A 23,702-nucleotide genomic window follows, 5' to 3' on the forward strand; every position below is an offset into this window, starting at 1 on the left:
GCCCGGCTCTGTTCGTGCTCGCGAGCGGACGGCCCGGTCGCCCCGGGTGCGGGAGAGGGCGACCGGGCCGGTGCGCATCGCCGGCCGGCTCAGGGCAGTCGGTGGTCCGCGTTCAGCACGGTCCCGCGTTCGGGGCGGTAGAGGTCGAAGCCCCGTGTGTCGCACTGCAGGCCGCCGACGATGCAGTGGTCGACCAGGGCCTTGAGGGTGCGCTCCTCCCACGCGTTGAAGAAGTCGTAGTGGAAGGAGTAGCCGCGGCCACTGGCCAGGCGGACCTGGGACATGTCCCCGTTGACCGGCCACGCCATCTTGAACTCGATCATCGGCAGGGCGACGGGGTGGGAGGCCGGGCACATGTTGTCGTTGGTGCCGGGCTTGACCACCGGGTAGGCCATGTGGCTCTGGTGGTCGGGGGTGTCGAGGTACAGGCCGTTCCAGCAGCTGGGGGCCTGCATGCGCAGGTTGAGCTGTACGTCGGGCCGATTCGGACAGTTCGCCGGGAAGTCGGTGTTGAAGAAGCTGTCACCGCATTCCCAGCCCTCGACGAAGCCCTTGTGGCCGCGGAACTCCCCGGCGCTCTGCATCGGGTTGCCGACGACGAACCGCAGACCCTTGGGGAAGGGCCGCACGCTCCGGTAGTCGGTGACGCCCGCCTTGTAGTAGATGACCTGCGGACCGACGGGCAGGATCTTCTGGTCACCCTTGTACAGCGAGGGCATCCAGTACGCGGAGGCGTCCGCGGGCGCCTTGCAGGTGGTGTTCCCTCCGTAGAGCGAGCCGGTGGTGCTGGCGGCGTCGGTGGAGGTGTTGCCCATGAACGTGTGGTCGTGGGACTTGCCGAACTGGCCCGGGTAGACGATCGGGTCGTCCGGCGCGGTGTGGGTGACGGCGCAGCCGGCCTGGAACTCGTGGTGGTAGGCCGGCGGCGGGGTGGCTGTGGACGGAACGGCTCCGGTGACCTGGGGCACGGCCGGGATGTAGCCGTCTCCGTCGGCGTCGTCGCCCGAGGCCCGGGTGGACACGGCCGTGACGTGTCCGCTGTGGGCGTCGGCCGCGACGGCGGAGGGCGGGGCGCTGTTGTCCGTGTCCGCGGCGGAGGCCATGGTGCCGATGCCGAGGACGCCGGCGACAAGGGCCGTACCGAGGAGGAGTGCGGGGAGCCTTTTCGGACTCGATCTCATGGGGATCTCCTGCCCATGGGGGGTTTCGCGTGGACGCGAACGCGCCACGCGACCGGTGTGAGGGGTTTCCCGTGCGGTGGTGCCGGAGTGGCGGGGCCGAGCAGCGGGCCCCGCCACCCGTCATGGGGTCCGGCTCGTCAGCTGTAGACGCCGAACTCGTGGAGCGAGTAGCCCCACCCGGTGCCGCGGGCCGTCAGCTGGAGCCTGACGTACCGGGCGGTGGTGGCGGCCTCGATGGTGTCGATGTCACCGTTGCCGGTGTTGGTGGTGTGGACGGTCCGCCAGGTCGTGCCGTTGTCGGAGACCTGGACCTCGTAGGACTTGGCGTAGGCGGGGTCCCAGACGAGCTGGAGTGTGCGGATGGGCTTGGCCGAGCCGAGGTCGACCTGGATCCACTGCGGGTCGCTCCAGTCGCTGGCCCAGCGCGTCCCGGTCTTGCCGTCGAAGGCGTTGGAGGCGGGGCAGGGGCAGTCGCCGTAGGAGGCCTGGGCGGAGGAGGCGGTGGCGGGCCTGTTCAGGGCGATGTTCGTGCCGGTGACGGGCGGGGCGACGACCTTGACCGACTTCGTCTCGATGCCGGCGTTGCCGCGGCCGTCCTCGGCCTGGATGTAGACCTTCCACACGCCGAGCTTCTCGGGTGCGGTGACGGCGAAGGTGTTGTTGCCCAGGGAGCGGTACTGCGCGTCGACGAGACGCTTGTCGCCGTTGGCGTAGTTTCCGCTCAGGTAGATCTTGGGTGTGACCGGGTCGCCGTCGGGGTCCCGGATGTCGGCGCGGACCGTGAACTCACGTCCCGCCGGGGCCGAGGTGGCCGGGGTGACGGTCATGTCGGTGATGACGGGAGGGGTGTTGTCGCCCGTGGTGGAGCCGGCGTACGCCTTCTTCACCGCGTAGTACGACAAGCGCTTGAGGCCGTCCGGGAGGAGGTTGAACCAGACACCGCCGAAGTCGTGCTCGAGGCCGTAGTGGAACATCGTCGCGCCCAGCGCGACTCCCCGGTGCCCGGTGATGCAGCCCCAGGCATTGGTGTAGCCCTCGGCCTTCTGGACGTCGGTGGGCTCGTCGGGGATGCCGTTGACGTCGTCGGGCACCTCCCACTCACCGGCGTTCCCCGTCTCGGTGATGATGTACGGCTTGTCGTACCCACCGTCGATCCAGTCCTGGCGCACGCCGCAGATGTCGCCGTAGGCGTTCATCGAGTACAGGTCGAGGTCCGGGGCGTTGCGCTTGTAGTACGGCCAAGCGCCGGTCCAGGCGTCCGTCGAGGTCACGGGGTGGTCGGGGTCGATGGAGTGGATCTTCTTGGCGACGTCGTTGACGAAGGACGTGTACGCGTTGCGCTGGGCCTCCAGCTCGGTGCCGCCGTAACAGTTCTGCAGGCCGAGGACGGACTCGTTGCCGACGTTCCACATCAGCGTCGCCGGGTGGGACTTGTAGGTGTCGACCCACTTGGCGAACTCGGTGAGCATGGTGCTCTTGTACGTCGTGTCGGTGACGTAGTTGACGCAGCCACCGGAGCCGGGGCCGCCGCCGGGCTGGAGCCAGAAGCCGTTGACGACCTTCAGCCCCTGGGCGGCCGCGGCGTCCAGCAGGGGCTTGGTGCCACCGTCCGTGCCCCAGGTGCGGACGGTGTTGACGCCCATGGACTTCAGGTCCGGCATGTACTTCGGGGCGTCCGCGATGGCCGGGCCCCAGGTGAGACCCTTGACGGTGTACGGCTGGCCGCCGACGGTCAGCTGCCAGTTCCCCGGCGAACCGGTCACCTTGACCGCGCCGGCCGGAGGAGGATCGGTCACGCCGTCGGCGCCGTAGACCTGGAACTCCCACAGGGAGTAGCCGTAGCCACCGGAGCGGACGAGGCCGTTCATGCGCACGTACCGGCCTGAACCGGAGATCGCGAGGTCGTCGGTGCCGCCGTCGCTGCCGGTGACGGTCTTCGCCGTACGCCAGTCGGTGCCGTTGTCCGAGACCTGGATCTCGTAGTTCTTGCCGTACGCGCCCTCCCAGGTCAGGACGACGCGGCTCAGGTTCTTGCTCGCGCCGAGGTCGACCTGGAACCACTGGGCGTCGCTCCACTGGCTCGCCCACCGGGTACCGGTCAGGTTGCCGTCGACCGCGGCGGCGGCGGAGAAGGCCTCGCCTTCCTGCGAGGAGGCCTTGGCCGGCTTGCCCTGGGACAGCAGGGACTCCGCAGCGCTCGCGGCGGGGGCGGTGGCGAGGGTGGTGAGGGAGGTGGCGAGAAGCGCTCCGAGGGTGAGGGCCGCCGCCGCGCCGCGCGTGCGGCGGGCTGGTGCGGTCACGGAGGGGGGATGGAACATTGCGGCTCCTGAGGTGAAGGCGGCGACGTGGGACCAGCTTCCGGAAGGGCTCACCCGCCGATGCGGCGCTCTCTCGGGTCCGACGGATGTGGCATGCCCATGTCACTCTGAGTGACGCGCCCGGGTCAGGACGTCCTGGCTGGTCGGGTGGTGCGGTAAGTGCCCCGGGCCGGGGCGCGGGGACTGTTCACCCGGCCCGGGGAGTTGCGGTCGGCTCCGTCGCGTTACCGGAGTCCGGCAGGGAGGCGACGGCCCGTCAGGGGAAGGACACGACGGTGGAGGGCACGGTCGAGGTGCCGGCGGGGATGGTGGACGCCCCGGTGTTGTTGATGACGTGGTTGTAGTGGCCCATGCCGCCGAGGGACACCACCAGGAGGCTGTGGAACTTCACGCCCGGCTTCACGGGTGCCTTGAAGCCGTGGTCCTGGACGATGGTCGGGTCCACGTTGTAGTTGCAGTAGCTTCCCAGCCCCCACGCCTCGTGGGTGTTCACCGAGTCGTCGACGCGGTAGGCGGCGTACCCCTTCGTGGCGCCGTTCTGGATGGCGGCCTGGTTGGGGGCGTCGTACGCCTTCTCGTTCTGGTAGAAGATGGTCCGGCCGCGTTCGCCGTACCATTCGACGTCGTACTTGTTGAAGTGCTCCACGAACAGGCCGGTGGCGAGCACGTCGTCACCGTTGACTCGCACGCCGTAGTCCGCGCGGTTGGTCTCCCAGCCCCAGCCCTCGCCGTGGTCGGCGCGCCAGACCCAGGTGTGGTCGATGATCGCGTCGTCACTGTTCACGACCATGCTGGTCGTGGCCTTGCCGACGTGTGCGCCGCCGATGCGGATGTAGACGTCCTGCACGGTGGTGGGGTTGGCGGCGTGGTCCGCGGCTGCGCCCTGCGGCCCGATCTCCAGCAGCGTCGGGGAGTTGACCGGCCCCGCGTCGATCAGGAAGCCGGCGAGCCGGACGCCGTCGACGTCGGCGACCCGCATCGCGGTGACGCCGTTGTCCGGGATGATCGTCGCGAGGCCGAGGCCGAGGACGATGGTGTTCGCCCGGTTCACGTTGATGGTCCGGTCGACGTGGTAGACGCCCGGGGTGAACAGCAGGTGCAGGCCCTGGTCGAGCGCCTGGTTGATCGTGGCGGCGGTGGCGCCGGGCTTGACCACGTAGAACTGGCTCAGGGGGATGGACTCACCCTGAGGAGTGCCGTTCGCCCAGCTGGTGCCACGGGCGTTGACGCGCTTGGCGGGCGCGAACACCTTGTACTCGTTGCCGTCGAGGTAGAGGTACGGCTTCTCGCGGGAGATCGGCGTCGTGTCGAGCGTCGTGTAGCGGGGCTCGGGGAAGGCGTTGGCCGGAGCACCCTCCACGCCGGAGAACGTCTGGTTCCAGACACTGTTGGACCAGCCGCCGATGGAGCTGTCGCGGGTGTACCACTGCTGCTGCGAGTAGTTCCCGATCTGCCCGTCGACCTTGGAGTCGGCGATGTAGCCGCCGGAGGCCCAGCCGTAGCCGTTCGGCGCCAGGTTGAGACCGCCCTTGACGTGCATGCGGCGGAACGAGGACGCCTGCGAGACCGCCCACCGGTTGGTGCCGCTGACCGGGTTGAGGGTCAGGCCCTCCGCACCGCGCCAGAAGTTCTGGGTGGCGTTGCCGTTGAACCAGCCGGCGTCGACGGTCACGTCACCGTTGATGGTGGTGTCACCCGGGCGCAGTCCGAGACCGGCGATCTGGGTGTAGAAACCGATCTGCGCGTTCAGACCGTTGTACGTACCCGGCTTGAACAGGAAGGCGTGCCGGCCGGCGCCGAACTGGGCCGACTCCTGCTGCTGGAAGACCTGGTCCAGCTTGGTCTGGATGCCGGGCGTGGACGGGTCGAAGACATGCACGTTGGGACCGAGGTCACCGCCGCCGGGAAGGGTCGGGCCCCCGCCGTCGGTGCTGCCGTAGACCTGGAACTCCCAGAGGGAGAAACCGTATCCGGTGGCCCGGGTGAGGCCGTTCATACGGATGTACCGGCCGGTCCCGGACAGGGTGACGTCGTCCGTGCCGCCGTCACCGGCGCTGACGGCGGTGACGGTCCGCCAGTCGGTGCCGTTCTCCGAGGACTGGATCTGGTAGCTCTTGCCGTAGGCGCCTTCCCAGGTCAGGACGGCGCGGCTGAGCGTGGCGCTCTTGCCGAGGTCGACCTGGAGCCACTGGGCGTCCTGCCAGGAGCTGGCCCAGCGAGTGCCGGTGAGGTTGCCGTCCACCGCGGCGCTCGCGGCGAACGCGGGGCCCTCGGTGGAGGAGGCGGTGGCCGTCTTCCCCTGCGAGAGCAGGGTGGGAGCGGCCTGTGCCGTCGTGGCGGGGGCCAGCGCGAGCAGGCTGCCCGCCACTGCGGCGGCTATCGCCCCGGCGATGCCCTTACGGGCTGAAAGATGACGGCGTCTGCGAGATGGTGCTGCGACCGGAAGGCCAACAGGCATGAAGGGCTCCTTAACAAACCTGAAACGGGAGAGCGCTCTCCAGACCTTGGCCTGTTCCTGCGGGTGCGGTCAAGGACTCGGACCGACTTTTCTTTAGACTTCCATTAAGTTTAAGACCGCATACGGTCGGATGACTCCGTGATGAGCAACTGATGCCCTGCAGCAACGCAGTTGGCATCGGCCGGCGGGCCGGTACGGGCTGTGCCGGACCACGGCACACGGCGGCGGCCTGCTGGCTGGGAGGGCCCGGAACTCCCCGTACATGTAGCCAGGGCACTACGGGATGGTGCGCTGGTCGTGTTTGTCCAGGCCGCGCCGCCCGGATTCCCGTGGCGCTCTTCGCCCGCCCCGAACTTCCGCACACCGTCAGCCATGTCGACCTCGCGCACGCCGAGGGAGCCCCACACTGGGACGACGTGGTCACCGAGCTCGGGTACGAGCATCTGCGTCGCCACGAGCTCCGGGGCACCTGCCGGGGTCCATGTACGCGTCGTCCGCAGGATCACCGACCACCACCCGCAACCGGAGGTCCACACGCTCACGGCGGCCGGGACGGCACTCTCCGCCCACTTCAACGTAGTGCGCGCACCACGCTCAACGAGCCCCAGCGTCACGACCCGCTGACCCGGTCAAGGACGCCGGACCTCCAGCTGGCCCCCGACTGGTCCCCAAAAATGATCAAGGGCCGGTCTCGGATTTCTCCGAAACCGGCCCTGACCTGCGACTCTCTCGAGTCGGGACGACAGGATTTGAACCTGCGACCCCTTGACCCCCAGTCAAGTGCGCTACCAAGCTGCGCTACGTCCCGATGCACTTCCTCCCGGCGTTCCCGGGCGGCGGCGCAGGACAAACATTACCTCACTCCGAGGATCGGATCGACGCCCGTACCTGCTGGGCGCGGCTCGCCAGCCCTTCCGCCCCGCAGGCCGTGGCGAGCTTCTGAGCGAGGGCGACCTCCCGCCGGGAGTGGATCGCGATGCCGTACTCGAAGCGTGCCAGTGCGTGCTCGTAGGCGGACGACGAGGTCTCCAGGTGGCGTACGGACTCGGCCAGCAGGTGGGTGGCCTCCTCACGGGGCGCGAAGAGGGCCAGGCAGCGCAGGGCCTCACCGATCGCCGTGCCGGTGCCGAACCGTTCCGCGTGGACGCGCGCCCGGGTGGCCAGCTGGGCCGCCCTGACGGGGTCCGTGTCGGCGAGAGCGCGTGCGAGGTCCCCGGCCCAGGGGGCCCAGACGCCGTTGAAGCGGCCTCGTGGCTCCAGGGCCGCGCCCGCCGACTCCAGCTCGGCCACGGCCTCCTCCGTGCGGCCCTCGGCCAGCAGCAGTCGTCCGCGTACGCAGGGGGCGTCCGGCAGCACCATGGCGCTGGGGTACGGCGGACCGAAGTCGTACCGGTCGGCGACCAGCCGTGCCTCCGCCGTCCGGCCACGCGCCAGCAGGGTGTCGACGAGGAGGCAGGTGGCGTCCCAGTGGACGGGGAGTCCGCTGCCCGCCCGGTCGGCGAGGCGCAGCCCTTCCCGCAGGAAGCCCTCGGCCTCGGCGAGACGGCCGCGGCGCCGGTGCACGAGCCCGAGGAGGGTGTGCGCGAACGCGAGGTGCGCACCGCTCCAGCCGGAGATCTCGAAGGCGCGCACGGCTTCCCCGAACAGCGCTTCGGCCCGGTCCAGCCGGTCGGTGAAGGCGTAGGTGATGCCCACCATCGCGGGGAGTTCGAAACCCCACTGGGAATCGGTCCAGCCCAGCCCGCGCGCGGGCCGTCCGTCGACGAGCGCGCGCTCACAGAAGTCCACGACGACCTGGGCGTCCTCGCCACGCAGCATGGCGTCGAATGCCCTCAGCGTGAGCAGGGCACGCTCGGCGTTGTCCCGCCCCTTGAGGTGGTCCGCGTTGCGGGCGAGACGGGCCGACCGCGCGGGTCCGTCGTCCTCGGTGGCCTGCATGCCCTCCCAGAGGAAGTGCGCGGCCTGCAGACGCATCAGCCCGGGGCCGGGAGCGGTGCGGGATGCCTCGGCCGCCAGCGAGAGCGCCGCGTCCTTGAGCTGGTTGTTGTGGGCCAGGGCGGAGGCGAGCCGGAAGGTGGCGTCGATCCTCAGCGTCCCGTCGAGTCCTGGTGTGTCGAGCGCGGCGCGCAGGTGCTGCACCGTGGTGGCCGGCGAGGAGAGCAGCGTGGCGCAGCCCAGTTCGTACAGCAGCACCGCTCGGTCGCGCGGACGCGGCGGCTCGTCCAGGGCGCGCTCCAGGCAGCGCCTGGCGGCTTCCGGCGCGCCGACCGCGAGGTGCTGCCGTGCTGCGGTCCCTGAGCTGCGCGACCAGTTCCTGGTCGTCGTCCGGGTGGACTTCGAGGAGGTGCCGGGAGGCCGCCGCGGCACCGAGTCCGGCCTGGGTGATCGCCCATGCCGCCCGTCCGTGCATGGCGGTGCGGGTGGCCGGCGGGATGGAGCGGTAGACGGCCGTGGCGATGAGGGGATGGACGAACTCGAGCGGGTCGAAGCCGCTGACGATGCGGGCGTCCCGCAGCCGCGCCGTGCAGTCGGCGGCCTCTGCCGAGCTCATCCCGGCCAGTGTGGCGGCGAGTTCCTGGGAGATCTCCGTGCCGAGTACGGCCGCTGCCCACGCGAAGCGGTTGGCGTTGGTGCCCAGGCGTTCGAGGCGGGCGACGAGCCCGCTGCCCCGGGCGGACGCGCCGAGTTCACGCAGGAGCCCCGCGGACTCCTCGACCGGCGCCAGTTCACGGTCCTGCGCCTTGGCGACGAGTTCGACCGCTTCGTACGGGTTGCCTCCGGTGACGGCCCAGACCTCTCGGCAGAACGGGTCGTCCGCGTGGTCTCCCAGGCCGGCGCGCACCAGGTCGGCCGTGGCCTCGGGGGTGAGCGCGCGCAGCGCTACGCGGACCAGCGCCGGGTGGGCCCCCTTGCCGGCGCTGTCGGACGTGCGCGCGATGGCCCAGTCGGCGTTGCGGTCTGCCAGTTCCTGGGGGCGGTGCGCCTGGACGACCAGTACGGGCAGTTCGGACAGCCGCGCCGTGAAACCGGCGAGCCAGGCGAGGGACTCACCGTCCGCCCAGTGCGCGTCGTCCACTATGAGGAGCAGCGGCCGGTGGCTGAGGCGGGACGCGAGCCGGGCGACGACGTAGTCGAGCCCGTCCCTGACCCCCTGGGGGTCGGGCTGCGGGCTGCTGGGATCCGCCAGGCCCAGGGCGGGAGCGGCGATCTCGTACCAGTCGCCGAACAGCGCGCGGGTCTCGTCGGGGGGAAAGCGGTCCAGTGCGGGCTGGAGCAGTTGGCGTACGACGTGGAACGGCACCGAGGTGACCGTCTCGCCGCCACGTGCGGACCAGATGGTGCAGCGGTCGGCGGCCATGGCCTGGATCTCGCCGAGCAGCGCGGTCTTGCCGATGCCTGCTTCGCCGCTGAAGACCAGCAGCCCGCCGGCGGCTTGACCGCCGCAGAGGGCGTCCAACGCCTGTGCGGCGGCGGCGAGTTCCGGTTCGCGCTCGTACAACGGCCGGGACGGCTTCATGCCTCCCCTTCCCAGGGTGGATGCGGAGAGCCCCGAGCCTATCCGCGCGCGGGGGCCCGCGGACGGGATTCCGGTGGTTCTTCGCAGGTGCGAGGCACAATCGGAGGGTGGAAGAATCTCGCAGGGACCGTGACGAGGAAGGGCGGGCGCGCAACGCGCGCCCCCGGGACGGGCTGGGGCGCCCCCTGCCGTACGGGGCTCCGGGAGTGGAGCGGCAGCCCGAGGGGGTGGTCCGCTCCCCCGACGAGACGGTGCGCGAGGCGCAGCGTCTGCTGGATTCGGGCATGCCGTTCCACGCCCATGAGGTGTTCGAGGACGCCTGGAAGTCGGGGCCGGAGGCGGAGCGCGAACTGTGGCGGGGCCTTGCGCAGATGGCGGTCGGGCTGACCCATGCCGCTCGTGGCAACGCGGCGGGCGGGGCAAGGCTGTTGAGGCGGGGAGCCGCCGCCGTGGAGGGGTTCCGGGCGTCGGAACCGCACGGGATCGGTGTGGACGGGCTGATCAGCTGGGCGCGGGAGCTGGCGGGCCGGGTCGACCCCTCCGGGCCCGGGGGCGCGGACGGGTCCGCCCTCCGTGCGGAGAGGGGCGCCGGGAGCGCCCCGGCCGTGGACGCGGCCGCGGTGGCACCCCGGTTGCGGCGGGAGGACCGGGCCGGGAGCTGACCCCATCCATGCGATAGGTTTTGCTCCTTCTTGACGGCGTGTTGATCACGTCCGTCACGCCCATGTTCCATTCATCGACCACTTGCTCAGGAGACGGACGCCCCGATGACCGACATCATCAACGGCCTCGGCCGTGCCACCGCATACGGGGCCCTCGGCGTCGTACTGCTCGTTCTCGGCATTTTTCTGATCGACGCCCTGACACCGGGCAAGCTCGGCCGTCAGATATGGGAGGAGCGCAACCGCAACGCGGCGCTGCTCCTCAGCTCGGCGATGCTGGGCATAGGCGGGATCGTGTTCACGTCGATCTGGACGACGTACGAGGACTTCGGCAAGGGGCTCGCCTCGACGGCCGCGTTCGGGCTGCTCGGCCTGGTCATGATGGCTGTCGCCTTCCTCGTCGTGGACCTGGTCACGCCCGGGAAGCTGGGGGCCACACTGGTGGAGCGGGAGCCGCATCCGGCGGTGTGGGTGACCGCGTCCTGCAACCTGGCGGTGTCCGCCATCGTGTCGGCCTCGATCGCCTGACGCCTCGGTGATCCCCGGGTCCGGCGAACATCGCGGCGGACAGCCATTACGATCCGGCGTCATGAGCACTTCTGACCAGGACCAGGACCGGTGGCAGGACCACGAGCGGGGCGGGGGCCCCGCGGCGCAGGCCGGGGCCGTGGCACAGGAACGGAGACTCACACCACGCCAGGCGCGGCGGCTGCGGATCGTGCTGTCGTCGGTGGGCATGGCGGCGATGGCCGTCGTGCTGGCCCTGCGCATAGCGAGCCGCTCGTCGGTCCTGGTGGTCGGGGTCTACGGGCTCGCGCTCATCCTCTGCGGTGTGGTGATCGAACTCAGCAGGAACGGCCGCACCCGGCTCGGCAGCTGGCTGCTGGGCGCCGGGCTGGTGGCGGCCGTCGGCGCGGACCGGCTGCTCATTCCCTGAGGCAGCCGCACCGCCCTCACCTCGCGGTGATCCGTACGGACGTGCCGTGCGGGTCGACCCGGTCGGCCCAGCCGGCCGCCAGATGAATGGGAGTTCCGGGGACGGCCGTCGTCAGGAGCCGCTGCCGGTGGAGCTCGCGTCCGCCCTGGGAGACGACGAGCAGCGGCATGGTCAGCCGCCTCGCGGTGCGCAGCACGAACCGGTCCCCGTGGGGGAGCACGCCGTCCGGCCCCGTCACGTTGGGTGCGATCCATCGCAGGGGCGCGTCGACGACCAGGGGCCGTCCGTCACCGGCGGGTTCCTCGGTACCGCCCAGACGGTGCAGCACGGGCACCGCCACGGCTCGGCCCTCCTGGGCCGCGGTCCCCGCCCTCTCGACGGCGTGCAGCAGGTTCCCGGCGGCGAAGACGCCCGGCCTCGAGGTGCGGTACGCGGCGTCGTACGCCGGTCCGCGGGTGCCGGGGTCGAGGAGCACCCCGCCGCGCCTCGCCAGTTCGTGGTCGGGGACGAAGTCGCCGGTCAGGACGACGGTGTCACAGCGCAGTGTGGTGGTGCGGCCGTCGTCGTGGCGCAGTGCCACCCCGGACAGCCTGCCCCGGCCCGTGAGCTCGGTGACGGTGGCGCCGGTGAGCAGCGGGGTGCGCCGGTGACGGATCCGGCCGAGGTGGGCCGGCTGGTCGGTGACCATGGCGACGACGTGCACCCCCGCCGCCCGCAGGGTGGCGACGGCCGCGTGACCGACGGGCTCGTCGCCTACGACGACCGCCCGGGTGCCGATCCGTTGTCCGTACAGGTGGACGGCTTGCTGGAGTTCACCGGTGGTGTAGACGCCCGGCGGCCGGGTGCCGGGGATCAGACGGGCGCCGCGCGGCCGTTCGCGGGCGCCCGTGGCGAGGACGACGGCCCGGGCGGTGATCCGTTCGAGCCCGGCGGGACCGGTGGTCTCGACGGTTCGGGGCCCCGCCCAGCCGGTGACGGTGACCCCGGTGCGCAGGTCGGCGCCCGCGTCGACGGCCGCGCTCACGCTCCGCCGGGCGAAGTCGGGCCCGCTCGTCCCTTCCGGGGCGAACGTGGCCCCGGTCGCCGTGGCCCAGGCGTACAGGGACCGCTCGACGCGTCCGCCGAATCCGCCGTGGTGGCAGTGGCGGGGGATCCCGCCCGCCTCCTGTTCGCGTTCCAGGATCTCCACCCGTCCCGCGCCGGCCGCGGCGAGTTCGGCTCCGGCCGCGAGGCCCGCGGGGCCCCCGCCGACGATCAGGACGTCGACCTCGCGTGCGCTGCGGGTCATGGGCGCGCCTCCTCGAACAGGGCGCGGACGGCGGCGCCGCAGTGGAAGCCCTGGCACCGGCCGCCACGGGCGCGGGTGCGTCGCCGCAGGCCGTCCAGGGACTGCGGCGGGATCGTCGCGGACAGCGCGTCCCGGATCTCTCCGAGGGTGACCTGTTCGCAGTGGCAGACGAGGGTTCCGTACGCCGGATCCCGGGCGATGAGGCCGGCACTCCGGTAGGGCCGGGGGAAGGAGTCGCCGAGGTTGGGCATCGTCAGGGGCGGGAGGGCGCGTGGCCCGGCGAGCTCCAGGCCGATGTCCGCGAGCAGTTCCCCGACATGACGGGCGATCGCCATGGAGGCGGTGAGACCGGTGGAGCGGATGCCGCCCACGGCGACGTAGCGCCGGCCGGGGTACTCCTGGATGCGGTAGTCCTCCTGCCCGGTGGCGGCGCGCAGGCCCGCGTAGACGGAGGTGACCTCCTCGTCGACCAGCGCGGGCACGATCCGGCGGCCCTTCTCACGCAGCAGGCGCATGCCCTCGGCGGTGGAGCCGGTGGCGGTCTTGTCGTCGAGCTCCTCGGCGGTGGGGCCGAGGAGGACGTTGCCGAAGACGGTCGGTGCGATCAGGACGCCCTTGCCCGCCGGCCCGGGGACCGGCAGGAGGATGTGACTGACGAGGTCGCGGGCGAGCTTGTCGAAGACGATGAGCTGGCCTCGGCGCGGCGTCACGGTGAAGACGTCGTGGCCCAGGAGCCGGTCGATCTCGTCGGCGTACAGCCCGGCGGCGTTGACCAGGTAGCGGGTGCGCAGCCGGCCGCGCGAGGTGCTCAGCGTGTGGCCGTCGGCGTCGCTGCGCACGTCCCCCACCCGGCAGTTCAGATGCAGGTGGACGCCTGCGCGGACGGCCTGGGTGGCGAAGGCCAGCGGGGTGGTCCAGGGGCAGATGATGCTCTCGTCCGGCACTTCCAGCGCGCCGAGGGCGCCGGGCCCCAGATGCGGTTCGCGCGACCGGAGTTCGCCGGCGTCGATGATGCGGGAGGCGCGGTAGCCGTTGCGGACGGCCTTGTCCCGGAGACGGGGCAGAGTGGCGAGCTGGTCCTCGTCCCAGGCCACGAGGAGGGCGCCGACCCGTTCGACCGGGATTCCGGTCTCGGCGGCGTAGGCGGCCAGGAGTTGCTGCCCCTCCCGCACGAGGCGGGCCTCCAGTGAGCCGGGGACGGCGTCGAAGCCGGTGTGCAGGATCGCGGTGTTGGCCTTCGACGTCCCGTTGCCGATGTCGTCGGCGGCGTCGACGAGGGCGGTGCGCAGGTCGTAGCGGGCCAGCTCGCGGGCGATGGCCGCGCCCACGACGCCGGCTCCCACGACGGTCACGTCGTAGGCCGCCTCCCCCGCCTCGTGGGTCAGGGGGCCCGCTGTGGTGAGGGTGACGTTCACGCGCGCTCCAGCAGGCCGTCCACCGCGGCACGGAAGCCCGCGAGGCGCTCCGCGGCTTCCCCGGGGCCGATCCGTGGCTCGTACACGGCCGAGGGCCGCCACTCGGGTGTCGCGCTGCTGGGCGTCAGGCGCGGGTCGAGCCCGAGTCTGGCCACCACACCGGCGCCGAGGGCGGTCACGTCGGGCAGCGCCGAGACTTCGACCGGCCGTTGCAGCAGGTCCGCCTGGGTCTGCATGAGCAACGAGGAGCGGGTCAGGCCGCCGTCGACCCGCAGCGCGGCCAGTGGGGCGCCCAGGTCGGACGCCACCGCGTCGGCCAGGGCGACGACCTGCGCGGCGATGCCCTCGCAGAGGGCGCGCACCAGGTGTCCCGCGGTGGTGTCGAGGCCCAGGCCGGTGAGGGAGCCGCGCAGGTCGCCGCGCCACCACGGGGCGGCGAGACCGGCGAGGGCGGGGACGAAGGTCACGCCGCCGGTGTCGCCGACCGAGGCACCGACCACGTCGAGATCCCCGGCGCCCGAGATCACTCCGAGGTCCGTGAGCCAGCGCACGGCCGAGGCAGCCGTGTAGACCTGCCCGTCGAGGCAGTAGTCCGTCCGGCCGCCCAGCCGCCAGGCGACACAGCTGACCAGGCCCGTGGAGCCGGTACTGGGCCGGCTGCCGGTCTGGGCCAGCAGGAACGCGCCGGTGCCGTAGGTGCACTTGGCCTGGCCGGGGTCCAGGGCGCCCTGTGCCAGCAGGGCGGCCTGCTGGTCGACGAGGAGGCCCGTCAGGGGGATCTCCGCGCCGAACGCGGTGGTGGTCCCGACCGCTCCGGCGCAGTCGACGACCGTGGGCAGCCGCTCGCCGGACAGGCCGAAGATCTCCAGGGCTGCGGGTGACCAGTCCGCGTCGTGGAGAGCGAGCAACTGGGTGCGGCCCGCGGTGGCGGCATCGGTGACGAAGGCTCCCGTCAACTGGTGGACCAGCCAGGAGTCACTGGTCGTCACGACCCCTTCGCGGGTCAGCTCACGGCGTATCCACGCCATCTTGGGCGCGGCGAAGTACGGATCGAGCGGCAGCCCGGTGAGCCGCTTCAGCTCGTCCCCGTGTTCGGAGAGGCCGTCGCAGAGGCCTTCGGCACGCCTGTCCTGCCAGACCACGGCGTCCGTGAGGGGCCGGCCTGTCGCGGGGTCCCAGGCAAGCACCGTCTCGCCCTGGTTGGCCAGGCCGACGGCCGCCACCGGTTCCGCGGCGTCCGCCACGGCCTGCCGTCCGGCGTCGAGGACCGAGCCGATCAGTTCGGCCGGATCGGCCTCCACCAGGCCCCCGGCGCCGTAGCGCGGGCGCACGGGCGCCGAACCGGAACCGATCACCCCACGCTCGGGGCAGATCACCAGCGCCTTGGTTCCGGAGGTCCCCTGGTCGATGGCGAGTACCGGTCCTGTCAAGCGAACGCTCCAGCCGTGCGGGCCGCCCTGACCCGGGCGGAATCGTGATCATCTGGTCCCTGCGCCCACAGTCGTGCAGACCACGCCCCGCGTCAACCCCACCCAGATCATCCCGTACTCGGCCGCCCGGGGAGATCAACGTCCTGTGTGAAGGGCCTACTTGAGTAAGATCCGCGGAGTCACCGGATAGCAGGTGTCCGGCGCCCTACACTCACCGCCGAGTGGACAACCGGACGATGACCACCGGTGGTTCACGACCGATCGGCCCGACCCCCCACGTTTCTTGAGGATTCATGTCCAGAAGAACCCGCGCCGTGCCACTGTGCCCGGCCCATCGCCCCGCCCCCACCGCGCGTTCAGGGGCAGGGCGCGTACATGGCTACCGGTGACTTCCGGCCGGTCTACCACCCCGCGGGACACGACCACGCTCTGCGGGTGGCCTTACAGGACCTGCGTACCGGCCGTTGGCTCGCCATGCGCAATCTGCTGGAGAGCACACCGGACTGGGCGCTGTGGACGCAACGGACCCAGGTCCTCGCGGCCGTGGCGGCGGGCTCCGACACGGTGCACGCCTGGCTCGCCGAGGAACCGCGGAGCGTGGCGGCGACGGTGATGCACGCCCGGGTGACCGTGGAACGGGCCGTGCGCGCGCACCGGGAGAAGCGACCGAGCGCACAGGAGCTGTGGCAGGAGGCGTGGGAGGGGTGCCGCTCCGCCGCGCACGCCTCACCCACGGACCCGGTGCCCTGGGTCTGTCTCCTCGCTCTGTCCCAGCTCGACGAGGGACAGCGTCTGGAGGAGCACCGCTTGCTGCCTCCCGGCCCGATGCTGTTCCCCGGGCCGTGGGGGCTGCTGGCGGAGGCGGACAAGCGCGACCCGTTCAACCGCGAGGCCTACCACCGGATGCTGCAGTTCGTCTACGCCAGACAGGCGAGCGGCACGCTCTCCGAGGCGGTCAACTTCGTCCAGTGGGCGGCCTCCTCCGCGCCGGAGGGCTCCCCGCTCCACGTGCTGCCGCTGTACGTCCGGGTGGAGCGCTACCGGCGCGAGCACGGCAACGAGCGGGCACTCGACCTGCACTGGGTCACCGAGGACGGTGAGCGCGACGCCCGGCGGGCCCTGCGCGTCTGGTTCGCCGCGTCGGACCCCGCGGCGCGTTCCCTGCTCGACCTCAACTATCTGGCCCACGCGCTGTGGGGGTCGCTGCGGTTCGCCGACGCCGCGCCGGTGTTCCGGGCGATGGGCCCCTACTACACGTCGGTCCCCTGGACCTACCGCACCCGGACTCCGCAGGACCCGGCCGGGGCCGAGGACGTGTTCCTGCGCGCCCGCGGCCGCTGCCTGACCGCCGAGCACGAGCCCGGGAGGGAACCGCAGGGCTGACCGGCCGCCGCCCGGCAGGGCACCGCGCGGCCGGCTCCCCCGGCCCCGCTCTTTCTTGTTCCGTCCACATCCCCACCCGGAGGTCGTCTCCATGCCCATATCCGCCTCGCCCCAGTCGAGCACGGAGCCCATGCCGCACAAGGACGAGGAGCAGCGACTGCGCGAGCTCGGGTACCAGCCGGTGCTGGCCCGCCGCATGGGCGGCTTCGGCAACTTCGCGATCAGCTTCTCCGTCATCTCGATCCTCTCCGGCTGCATGACGCTGTACGGCTTCGGCATGTCGACCGGCGGCCCGGCCGTGATGCTCTGGGGCTGGGCCGGTGTCGGCCTGTTCGTGCTCTGCGTGGGCATGGCCCTGGCCGAGGTCACCAGCGCGTACCCGACGTCGGGGGCCCTCTACTACATGGCCGACCGGCTCGGTGGCCGCAAATGGGGCTGGTACACCGGGTGGCTGAATCTGCTCGGTCTGCTCGGCGCGATCGCCGGTATCGACTACGGGGCGGCCCTGTTCACGGGCGCCCTGCTCAATCTGCAGTGGGGCTTCGATCCCACCCCTGGTTCCACGATGGTGATCTTCCTCTGCATCCTGCTGCTGCACGCCGTGCTGAACCTCTTCGGAGTCCGCCTGGTCAGCGTGCTCAACTCGATCAGCGTGTGGTGGCATCTGGCCGGTGTCGCCCTGATCGTGACGGTGCTGGCGATCGTGCCCTCGAACCACCAGTCGCCGTCGTTCGTCTTCACCGAGTTCGTGAACGGCACGGGCTGGGAGAACCCGATCTACGTGGCGGCGATCGGCCTGCTCCTGGCGCAGTACACCTTCTGCGGCTACGACGCCTCCGCCCACCTCTCCGAGGAGACCTCGAACGCGTCGGTGACGGCGGCCAAGGGCATCGTCCGAGCGATCTGGGTCTCCTGGATCGCGGGATTCGTCCTGCTGGCGGGGCTGACCTTCGCCATCCAGGACTACTCGGGCACCCAGAACAGCGCCACCGGGGTCCCGCCCGCCCAGATCCTGATCGACGCGCTGGGTACGTCCGGCGCCACCGCTATGCTGCTGATCGTCATCGCGGCTCAGCTGTTCTGCGGCAACGCCGAGGTCGCCGCCGCGAGCCGGATGGTCTTCGCCTTCAGCCGTGACAACGCGCTGCCGGGGTCGGCGCTGTGGCGGAAGGTCAGCGCGCGCACCCAGACGCCGGTGCCCGCCGTATGGCTCTCGGTCGCCGTCGCCGCTCTGCTCGCGGTGCCCTCCCTGTACTCCGCCACCGCGTACGGGGCGGTCACGGCGATCAACGTCATCGGGATCACGCCGGCCTACGCCATCCCGATCTATCTGAAGCTGCGGGCCGGTGACCGCTTCCAGCGCGGTCCCTGGCACCTGGGCCGGTGGTCGAAGCCGATCGGCTGGATCGCCGTGGTGTGGGTCGCCCTCGTGAGTGTGCTGTTCCTGCTCCCGCAGTCCTCCCCGGTGACCATCGACTCGATGAACTACGCGTCGATCGCCCTGGTCGCGGTCCTGGTACTGGCTACGGTGTGGTGGTTCGTCGCACGCCGTTCGTACGGCACCCCGGCCGCGTACGGGAACGCCCGCGAGCAGGCGGAGATCGCCGAGGGCATCGTCTAGGACTCCTTTCCGGGCCGCCGCCCGCCGCCGGCGGTCTTCAGCGCACCAGCAGCTGGAGGCCGCCCAGGACGGTGGCCCCGATCACGATCCGGTCGAAGAGCTTCTGGTTGATGCGGCCGACGCAGGCGCGGCCGAGGTAGGCGCCGGGGATGACGAACAGCACGAGGGCCGCGTCCAGCAGCAGTGACTGCGCGTCGATGAGGCCGAGGCCCACGCTGAACGGCACCTTCGAGGTGTTGACGATCAGGAAGAACCAGGCCGACGTCCCGAGGAAGCCCAGCTTCCGGAAGCCCGCCGACAGCAGGTAGAGGGACATCACGGGCCCGCCGGCGTTGGCGACCATGGTCGTGAACCCGCCGAGGACCCCGTACGAGCGGGCCTTGAAGCGGCCGCCGCGCGCCGGTCCGTCCTCGCCCTCCCCCTCCGGTGCCGGCTCCGGGCGGGCCCGCCGGCGCCACACGGTGACACCCGCCATGAGGACCAGGATGGCGCCGATGGAGGTGCGTACGGCGTCGTCGTCGGCCCACAGCATGAAGACGGTACCCGCCACCACTCCTACGGCGACGGCGGGGAAGAGCCGCAGCAGGGTCGGCCAGTGGGCGTGCCGGCGGTAGACCAGGACGGCGAGGACGTCGCCCGCGATCAGGATCGGGAGCAGCACTCCGGTCGATTCGCGGGCCGGGAGTACGGCCGCGAAGACCGCGAGGCTGATCGTGTTGGCACCGCTGACCGCCGTCTTGGAGAAGCCGACGAGCGTGGATGCCGCCGCGAGCGCGGCCAGTTGCCAGAGCGTGATGGTGTCCATTCGGCTCAGATGGTAGGCACATCTTCCTCTCGACGGATCATCGTTCCATCCTCCGGCCGCCCGGCGTGCGGGTCCCTCGCTATGCTGCGATCGCTCACGAGAACGTTCAAACGAACATCGCACAGCGGTAGGCAAGGGGGCCAGCATGCGGGAGCCGGTCGAGCTGCGGCGCAAGCGCATCCTCGCGGTGGTGCACGCGCGCGGCGCCGTGAAGGTGAGCTCGCTCGCCGACGAGCTGGACGTCTCGGCGGTCACGCTCCGGCGGGACGTGGAGGAGCTGGCCAGGACGGGGATGCTGCGGCGCGGTCACGGCGTCGTCCGTCCGGTGGGGGACGTCGCGCGTCCGACTGCCGTGCCGGCCGTCCGGAACGGGGAACCGGCAGGGGACGGGGCCGCGATCGCCCTGGTCGTGCCGGAGCGGCATTCGTATCTGTACGAGACCCTGCACGGCGCCAGGACCGCCCTGGAGGAGGCCGGGATGCGGATCGCCCTCCACATCGCCCCGCAGGCGGCCGGGGCCGAGAGACCGCAGGTCGAGCAGGCCCTGGCCGCCGGTGTGCGCGGACTTCTCATCGCTCCCCGTTGGCGCAGCGCCGCCGGGGAGGAGGCGGACTACGGCTGGCTCGCGGAGGTGGGGATCCCGACGGTCCTGATGGAGCGGCGACCCCGGCCGGGCAGCGCGCTGCACGCCATGGACTCGGTGTGCTCCGACCACTGGTACGGGATCCACCTGGCCGTCGACCACCTGGTCTCGCTCGGCCACCGCCGGCTCGTGCTGGCCGCGAGGAACGACAGCCCGACGGCACGCTCCATACGGTCGGCGTTCACCGAGATAGCCGCCGGCCGGCCCGAGGTGGAGGACTGGTCGGTGGTGCTCAGTTCACCCGACGCGGGGCCCGGGGAGCCGGGCACGCGGGAGGCGGTGCCCGACCTCGCGGCGCTGGTGCGGGAGCGCGGCGTGACCGGCGCCGTCCTGCACGGCGACGAGGACGCCCTGATGCTGGTGCAGCGGCTGGCGGAGAGCGGGATACGGGTTCCGCAGGACTGCTCCGTGGTGGCGTACGACGACGTCGTCGCGGCGCTGGGCAGCACCGCTCTCACCGCGGTCGCCCCGCCGCGGGCCGAGATCGGACGGGCGGCGGCGGAGCTCCTCGTGCACCGGCTGGCGCAGCCCGCGGGTGCCGCCGGTCCGGTGCGCAGGACGGAGGTGCTCCCCCGCCTCGAAGTGCGCGGATCCGCCCAGGCGTTGCATCAGCCGGACAACTGAGCGTTTGAACACTTCGAGCTTCTTCTGATCGGTCTATTGACCGCTATCGATCAGCCGATCAGTATTCCCCGTGTCTCGAATCAGGAGCCGCGGGAGGCGCACATGCCTGGTCGACAAAGCCGTCGATCCGTGCTCGCCACGATCGCCGCACTGCCTCTGACAGGCGCGCTCAGCGCCTGCGGAGGCGGTGGCGGGGACACACGATTGGGCGGTACGAGCAGTACCGGCAGGACAGTGAGCAGCAGGACCGGCAGGAAGACCCGGATCACCTTCTGGTCCGCGCTGCGGGGCAGCCAGGAGGTCGTGGACGCGTTCAACCGCGGCCACGACACCATCGAGGTCGACTACCAGCAGGTCCCCGGAGGGATGCAGGGCGGTTACGCCAAGCTCAGCAACGCGGCCCGGGCGGGCAACGCACCGGACATCGCCACGATCGAGTACCCCCAGGTCCCGGGCTTCGCCATCGACGGCGTCTGCCGCGACATCACGGACCTGGTCGGCGAGGGGCTCCGCGCCAGGATGCTGCCGCAGGCCCTGGGGCTGACCACCTTCGAGAAGCGGGTCTTCAGCGTCCCGCTCGACATAGAGCCCATGGTGCTGCACTACCGCACCGACCTCTTCGAACGGTACGGGCTCGCGGTCCCCCGCACCTGGGAGGACTTCGAGAACGCCGCGAGGACCGTGCGCCGCAGGAGCGGTGAGCGGCGGATGGCACTCTTCCCGACGGACGGTGACACCCACCTCGCCGCCTACGCCTGGCAGGCGGGGGCCCAGTGGTTCGATACGGCCGGCGGGGCCTGGAACGTCTCGCTCGCCGATGCGCCCACCCGCCGTGTGGCGGCCTTCTGGCAGCGGCTGACCGACCAGGAACTGGTCTTCATGAACGCGGTGGAGAGCCGGCACAGCGATGTCCAGATCGCCGACGGCCTGGTGGTCAGCCGGCTCAGCGGCGCGTGGGACGCCGGTGCCCAGATGAAGGCCCGGCCTGGCCAGAAGGGGCAGTGGGCGCTCGCTCCGCTGCCCCAGTGGGATCCGGCCGATCCCGGCGTCGGCACCCATGGCGGCTCGACCTTCGCGATCACCAAGGACAGTGCGCATCCCGAGGCCGCGATGGAGTTCATCGAGTGGCAGGTCTCGCACCCGGACGCGCTCCGTGCCCGGCTGTCCAGCGGCGCCAGCAGCCAGTACCCCGCCGCCCCCGGGCTCGTCGAGGTGGGCCGCAGGGCCTTCGACCGCGCCTACTACGGCGGCCAGGACATCTACACCCTCTTCGAGCAGGAGGCCCGGAAGGTCCGTGCGGGCTGGATCTGGGGCCCCCGGATGACGGCCACCGGCAAGATCATGCGGGACGGGCTGGCGCGGGCGAGCGGAGGACAGGGGTCCATCCTCGGCGCGGTCCGGGCCGCGCAGGAGGGCACGATGCCCGACCTCAGGGCCCTCGGGCTGTCCACGACCCAGCGCTCCACCTGACCCGGCGTCCGCGTCCCGTACCCAGCAGCAGAGAGGCAGGTGACACCCATGACCAGCACCACACCCGTGTCCGTGGCGGACGTCACGGACCGGCCGTCACCGAGGAAGCCGGCCGCCGCCGCGCCGGCCGCCCGGGCGCGCAGGTCCGCCCGTCGGCGTGAACTCGGCGCCTGCGGCGTCCTGATGACACCGTTCTTCGTCCTTCTGGTGACCGTCTTCCTGATTCCGGTCGCCACCGCCGTCCATCTGAGCTTCTTCAGCGACGACCAGCCCGGACTGGGCTTCGGCCCCGAACGCACGGTCTTCGCCGGGCTCCGCAACTACGCCGCCGTACTGGCGGACCCGACGTTCCTCGGCGGTCTCGGCGTCGTCGCCCTGTACTGCGTGGTCTACATCCCGCTCATGGTGATCGGCGCCCTCGTGCTGGCGCTGCTGCTGGACTCAGGGGTGGTCCGCCTGCGGGGCACCGTCCAGCTGGCGCTGTTCCTGCCGCACGCCGTGCCGGGCATCATCGCGGCACTGATCTGGCTGTATCTGTACACACCCGGCATCAGCCCGGTCATCGACCTGCTCGGCAGGGCCGACATCACCGTCGACTTCCTCGGGGTGCACACGGTGCTCCCGTCCATCGTGAACATCGCCCTGTGGAGCAATCTCGGCTACAACATGGTCGTGTTCTACGCCGCCCTCCAGGCGGTCCCCCGCGAAGTGATCGAGGCGTCGGTGGTCGACGGCGCGGGCCCCGTCCGCACCGCCCTCCAGGTCAAGGCCCCACTGGTGCGCTCGTCGACCGTGATGGTCGCGATGTTCACCCTGATCTTCGCGCTCCAGCTCTTCACCGAGCCGATGCTGCTCAGCCAGTCGACGCCGATGATCAACTCTCGCTTCTCCCCCAGCATGTACATCTACGACGCGGCCTTCACCCGCAACAACTACGGTCTCGCGGCAGCCGCCTCGGTGATCCTGCTCCTGTGCACGATCGCCCTCTCCTACGGCGTCACCCGCTGGACCAACCGCGCCAACGCCGCCGAGGAGGCCGCCCGATGAGCGCGTCGACCGCGTCCCGCACCGCATCACCCCTGCGGCCCCGGCTCCTGGGGCGCTCGGTCGTCAACCTGGTGGTCCTCGTCTCGGTGCTGTACACCCTGCTGCCGGTGATGTGGCTGGTGCTCGCCTCGACGAAGGACAGGGACGCCCTGTTCCGCAGCGACTTCCTGTCGATGGGCGACTTCTCCTTCGTCCAGAACGCGAAGGACCTCTTCGCCATGGACGGCGGGCTGTACGGCCGTTGGTACGGCAACAGCCTGCTGTACGCGGTGCTCGGCGCGGCGCTGGGCGCCCTGATCAGCATCGCCTGCGGATACGCCTTCGACAAGTACCGCTTCGCCCACAAGGAGAAGCTCTTCGGGCTGGTACTGGCCGCGGTGATGGTGCCGCAGACGGTGCTCGCGCTGCCCCTCTACCTGATGGCCTCCGGCACCGGGCTGGTGAACACCTTCTGGGCGGTCTTCATCCCTGTGCTGTTCAACCCGTTCGGCGTCTATCTCGGCCGGATCTTCAGTCAGGGGTACGTGCCCGACGAGGTGCTCGAGGCCGCGCGGATGGACGGCGCGGGCGAACTGGCCGCCTACTTCCGGGTCGCGCTGCGCATGCTCGGACCGGGTCTGGTCACCATCTTCCTCTTCCAGCTCACGGCCATCTGGAACAACTTCTTCCTGCCCATGGTGATGCTCTCCGACCAGGACCTGTATCCGGTCAGCCTCGGGCTGTACTCCTGGAACAGCGCCGCGTCCGTGTCACCCGAGTACTACCCCGTCGTCATCATGGGCTCGCTGCTCGCGGTGGTGCCCCTGATCCTCGCCTTCGCCCTGCTCCAGCGTTTCTGGCGGTCCGGACTGACGGCGGGCGCCGTCAAGTAGCCCTGCCGCCCTGCCCGGACCACCGCTCAGG

General features: G+C 71.2%; 15 protein-coding genes, 1 tRNA gene and 2 pseudogenes. 9 read left to right on the forward strand and 9 right to left on the reverse strand.

Going from position 1 to position 23,702, the window contains the following annotated elements; genetic code table 11:
* Positions 1-89 precede the first annotated feature (89 nt).
* From ACHFIV_RS24155 to ACHFIV_RS24175, 5 genes and pseudogenes are all read right to left on the reverse strand, one after another.
* Complete coding sequence (locus ACHFIV_RS24155) at positions 90-1,181, reverse strand: DUF1996 domain-containing protein (RefSeq protein WP_398972742.1); 1,092 nt, start codon at positions 1,179-1,181, stop codon at positions 90-92.
* Positions 1,182-1,318: 137 nt separating this feature from the next.
* Complete coding sequence (locus ACHFIV_RS24160) at positions 1,319-3,499, reverse strand: discoidin domain-containing protein (RefSeq protein ID WP_398972744.1); 2,181 nt, start codon at positions 3,497-3,499, stop codon at positions 1,319-1,321.
* A gap of 256 nt (positions 3,500-3,755) precedes the next feature.
* A complete protein-coding gene (locus ACHFIV_RS24165) occupies positions 3,756-5,957 on the reverse strand; it encodes a discoidin domain-containing protein (protein WP_398972747.1) in 2,202 nt (733 codons plus the stop codon).
* Between the two features lie 734 nt (positions 5,958-6,691).
* A tRNA-Pro gene (locus ACHFIV_RS24170) sits at positions 6,692-6,765 on the reverse strand.
* Positions 6,766-6,815: 50 nt separating this feature from the next.
* A pseudogene (locus ACHFIV_RS24175) lies at positions 6,816-9,474 on the reverse strand (ATP-binding protein).
* 107 nt (positions 9,475-9,581) lie between these two features.
* Here ACHFIV_RS24175 and ACHFIV_RS24180 point away from each other — a divergent pair.
* The 3 genes and pseudogenes from ACHFIV_RS24180 to ACHFIV_RS24190 form a co-directional block, all read left to right on the forward strand.
* Positions 9,582-10,136 (forward strand): DUF309 domain-containing protein, encoded by a 555-nt coding sequence (locus tag ACHFIV_RS24180; RefSeq protein WP_398972749.1) that lies wholly within the window; start codon positions 9,582-9,584, stop codon positions 10,134-10,136.
* A gap of 105 nt (positions 10,137-10,241) precedes the next feature.
* Positions 10,242-10,664: a DUF350 domain-containing protein gene (locus tag ACHFIV_RS24185; protein ID WP_325751554.1), complete on the forward strand. Its 423-nt coding sequence runs from the start codon at positions 10,242-10,244 to the stop codon at positions 10,662-10,664.
* A 148-nt stretch (positions 10,665-10,812) separates the two neighbouring features.
* A pseudogene (locus tag ACHFIV_RS24190) lies at positions 10,813-11,073 on the forward strand (hypothetical protein); the annotation flags it as partial.
* Between the two features lie 16 nt (positions 11,074-11,089).
* On the opposite strand, the gene ACHFIV_RS24195 reads toward ACHFIV_RS24190, so the two are convergent.
* From ACHFIV_RS24195 to ACHFIV_RS24205, 3 genes are read right to left on the reverse strand one after another with little or no spacing between them, the layout of a single operon-like run.
* Positions 11,090-12,361 (reverse strand): NAD(P)/FAD-dependent oxidoreductase, encoded by a 1,272-nt coding sequence (locus tag ACHFIV_RS24195; RefSeq protein ID WP_398972751.1) that lies wholly within the window; start codon positions 12,359-12,361, stop codon positions 11,090-11,092.
* Positions 12,358-13,776 carry an FAD-dependent oxidoreductase gene (locus ACHFIV_RS24200; protein ID WP_398972755.1) on the reverse strand — a complete coding sequence of 473 codons (1,419 nt, stop codon included), beginning with the start codon at positions 13,774-13,776 and terminating at the stop codon, positions 12,358-12,360. Before ACHFIV_RS24200 ends, ACHFIV_RS24195 begins: the two co-directional genes overlap by 4 nt.
* The gene (locus tag ACHFIV_RS24205) at positions 13,773-15,206 is read right to left on the reverse strand and encodes an FGGY family carbohydrate kinase (protein WP_398972758.1); all 1,434 of its coding nucleotides are present in this window, start codon (positions 15,204-15,206) and stop codon (positions 13,773-13,775) included. The genes ACHFIV_RS24200 and ACHFIV_RS24205 overlap by 4 nt, the downstream gene beginning before the upstream one ends.
* A 375-nt stretch (positions 15,207-15,581) precedes the next feature.
* Here ACHFIV_RS24205 and ACHFIV_RS24210 point away from each other — a divergent pair, with 375 nt between their 5' ends.
* Together ACHFIV_RS24210 and ACHFIV_RS24215 are read left to right on the forward strand one after the other, a co-directional pair.
* On the forward strand, positions 15,582-16,589 hold the full coding sequence (locus tag ACHFIV_RS24210; RefSeq protein WP_398972761.1) for a hypothetical protein: 1,008 nt from the start codon (positions 15,582-15,584) through the stop codon (positions 16,587-16,589).
* A gap of 91 nt (positions 16,590-16,680) precedes the next feature.
* Positions 16,681-18,210 (forward strand): amino acid permease, encoded by a 1,530-nt coding sequence (locus ACHFIV_RS24215; RefSeq protein WP_398972763.1) that lies wholly within the window; start codon positions 16,681-16,683, stop codon positions 18,208-18,210.
* 37 nt (positions 18,211-18,247) lie between these two features.
* Here the strand turns inward: ACHFIV_RS24215 and ACHFIV_RS24220 are convergent, their stop codons facing one another.
* Complete coding sequence (locus tag ACHFIV_RS24220) at positions 18,248-19,015, reverse strand: sulfite exporter TauE/SafE family protein (protein ID WP_398972766.1); 768 nt, start codon at positions 19,013-19,015, stop codon at positions 18,248-18,250.
* Between the two features lie 145 nt (positions 19,016-19,160).
* Between ACHFIV_RS24220 and ACHFIV_RS24225 the strand changes: the two genes are divergently transcribed.
* From ACHFIV_RS24225 to ACHFIV_RS24240, 4 genes are all read left to right on the forward strand, one after another.
* The gene (locus tag ACHFIV_RS24225; RefSeq protein ID WP_398972769.1) at positions 19,161-20,282 is read left to right on the forward strand and encodes a substrate-binding domain-containing protein; all 1,122 of its coding nucleotides are present in this window, start codon (positions 19,161-19,163) and stop codon (positions 20,280-20,282) included.
* Positions 20,283-20,384: 102 nt separating this feature from the next.
* Complete coding sequence (locus ACHFIV_RS24230) at positions 20,385-21,752, forward strand: ABC transporter substrate-binding protein (RefSeq protein ID WP_398972772.1); 1,368 nt, start codon at positions 20,385-20,387, stop codon at positions 21,750-21,752.
* Between the two features lie 48 nt (positions 21,753-21,800).
* A complete protein-coding gene (locus ACHFIV_RS24235; protein ID WP_398972775.1) occupies positions 21,801-22,799 on the forward strand; it encodes a carbohydrate ABC transporter permease in 999 nt (332 codons plus the stop codon).
* The gene (locus ACHFIV_RS24240) at positions 22,796-23,671 is read left to right on the forward strand and encodes a carbohydrate ABC transporter permease (protein WP_398972777.1); all 876 of its coding nucleotides are present in this window, start codon (positions 22,796-22,798) and stop codon (positions 23,669-23,671) included. The genes ACHFIV_RS24235 and ACHFIV_RS24240 overlap by 4 nt, the downstream gene beginning before the upstream one ends.
* Positions 23,672-23,702 lie beyond the last annotated feature (31 nt).

The sequence above is a fragment of the Streptomyces sp. ALB3 genome (assembly GCF_044385685.1).
Lineage (GTDB): Bacteria > Actinomycetota > Actinomycetes > Streptomycetales > Streptomycetaceae > Streptomyces.

What these genes read in the sequence shown, in the direction of transcription:
- ACHFIV_RS24155 (WP_398972742.1), bottom strand. Translation starts at nt 1,181, where the DNA reads ATGAGATCGAGTCCGAAAAGGCTCCCCGCACTCCTCCTCGGTACGGCC.
- ACHFIV_RS24160 (WP_398972744.1), bottom strand. Translation starts at nt 3,499, where the DNA reads ATGTTCCATCCCCCCTCCGTGACCGCACCAGCCCGCCGCACGCGCGGC.
- ACHFIV_RS24165 (WP_398972747.1), bottom strand. Translation starts at nt 5,957, where the DNA reads ATGCCTGTTGGCCTTCCGGTCGCAGCACCATCTCGCAGACGCCGTCAT.
- ACHFIV_RS24185 (WP_325751554.1), top strand. Translation starts at nt 10,242, where the DNA reads ATGACCGACATCATCAACGGCCTCGGCCGTGCCACCGCATACGGGGCC.
- ACHFIV_RS24195 (WP_398972751.1), bottom strand. Translation starts at nt 12,361, where the DNA reads ATGACCCGCAGCGCACGCGAGGTCGACGTCCTGATCGTCGGCGGGGGC.
- ACHFIV_RS24210 (WP_398972761.1), top strand. Translation starts at nt 15,582, where the DNA reads ATGGCTACCGGTGACTTCCGGCCGGTCTACCACCCCGCGGGACACGAC.
- ACHFIV_RS24215 (WP_398972763.1), top strand. Translation starts at nt 16,681, where the DNA reads ATGCCCATATCCGCCTCGCCCCAGTCGAGCACGGAGCCCATGCCGCAC.
- ACHFIV_RS24220 (WP_398972766.1), bottom strand. Translation starts at nt 19,015, where the DNA reads ATGGACACCATCACGCTCTGGCAACTGGCCGCGCTCGCGGCGGCATCC.
- ACHFIV_RS24225 (WP_398972769.1), top strand. Translation starts at nt 19,161, where the DNA reads ATGCGGGAGCCGGTCGAGCTGCGGCGCAAGCGCATCCTCGCGGTGGTG.
- ACHFIV_RS24230 (WP_398972772.1), top strand. Translation starts at nt 20,385, where the DNA reads ATGCCTGGTCGACAAAGCCGTCGATCCGTGCTCGCCACGATCGCCGCA.
- ACHFIV_RS24235 (WP_398972775.1), top strand. Translation starts at nt 21,801, where the DNA reads ATGACCAGCACCACACCCGTGTCCGTGGCGGACGTCACGGACCGGCCG.
- ACHFIV_RS24240 (WP_398972777.1), top strand. Translation starts at nt 22,796, where the DNA reads ATGAGCGCGTCGACCGCGTCCCGCACCGCATCACCCCTGCGGCCCCGG.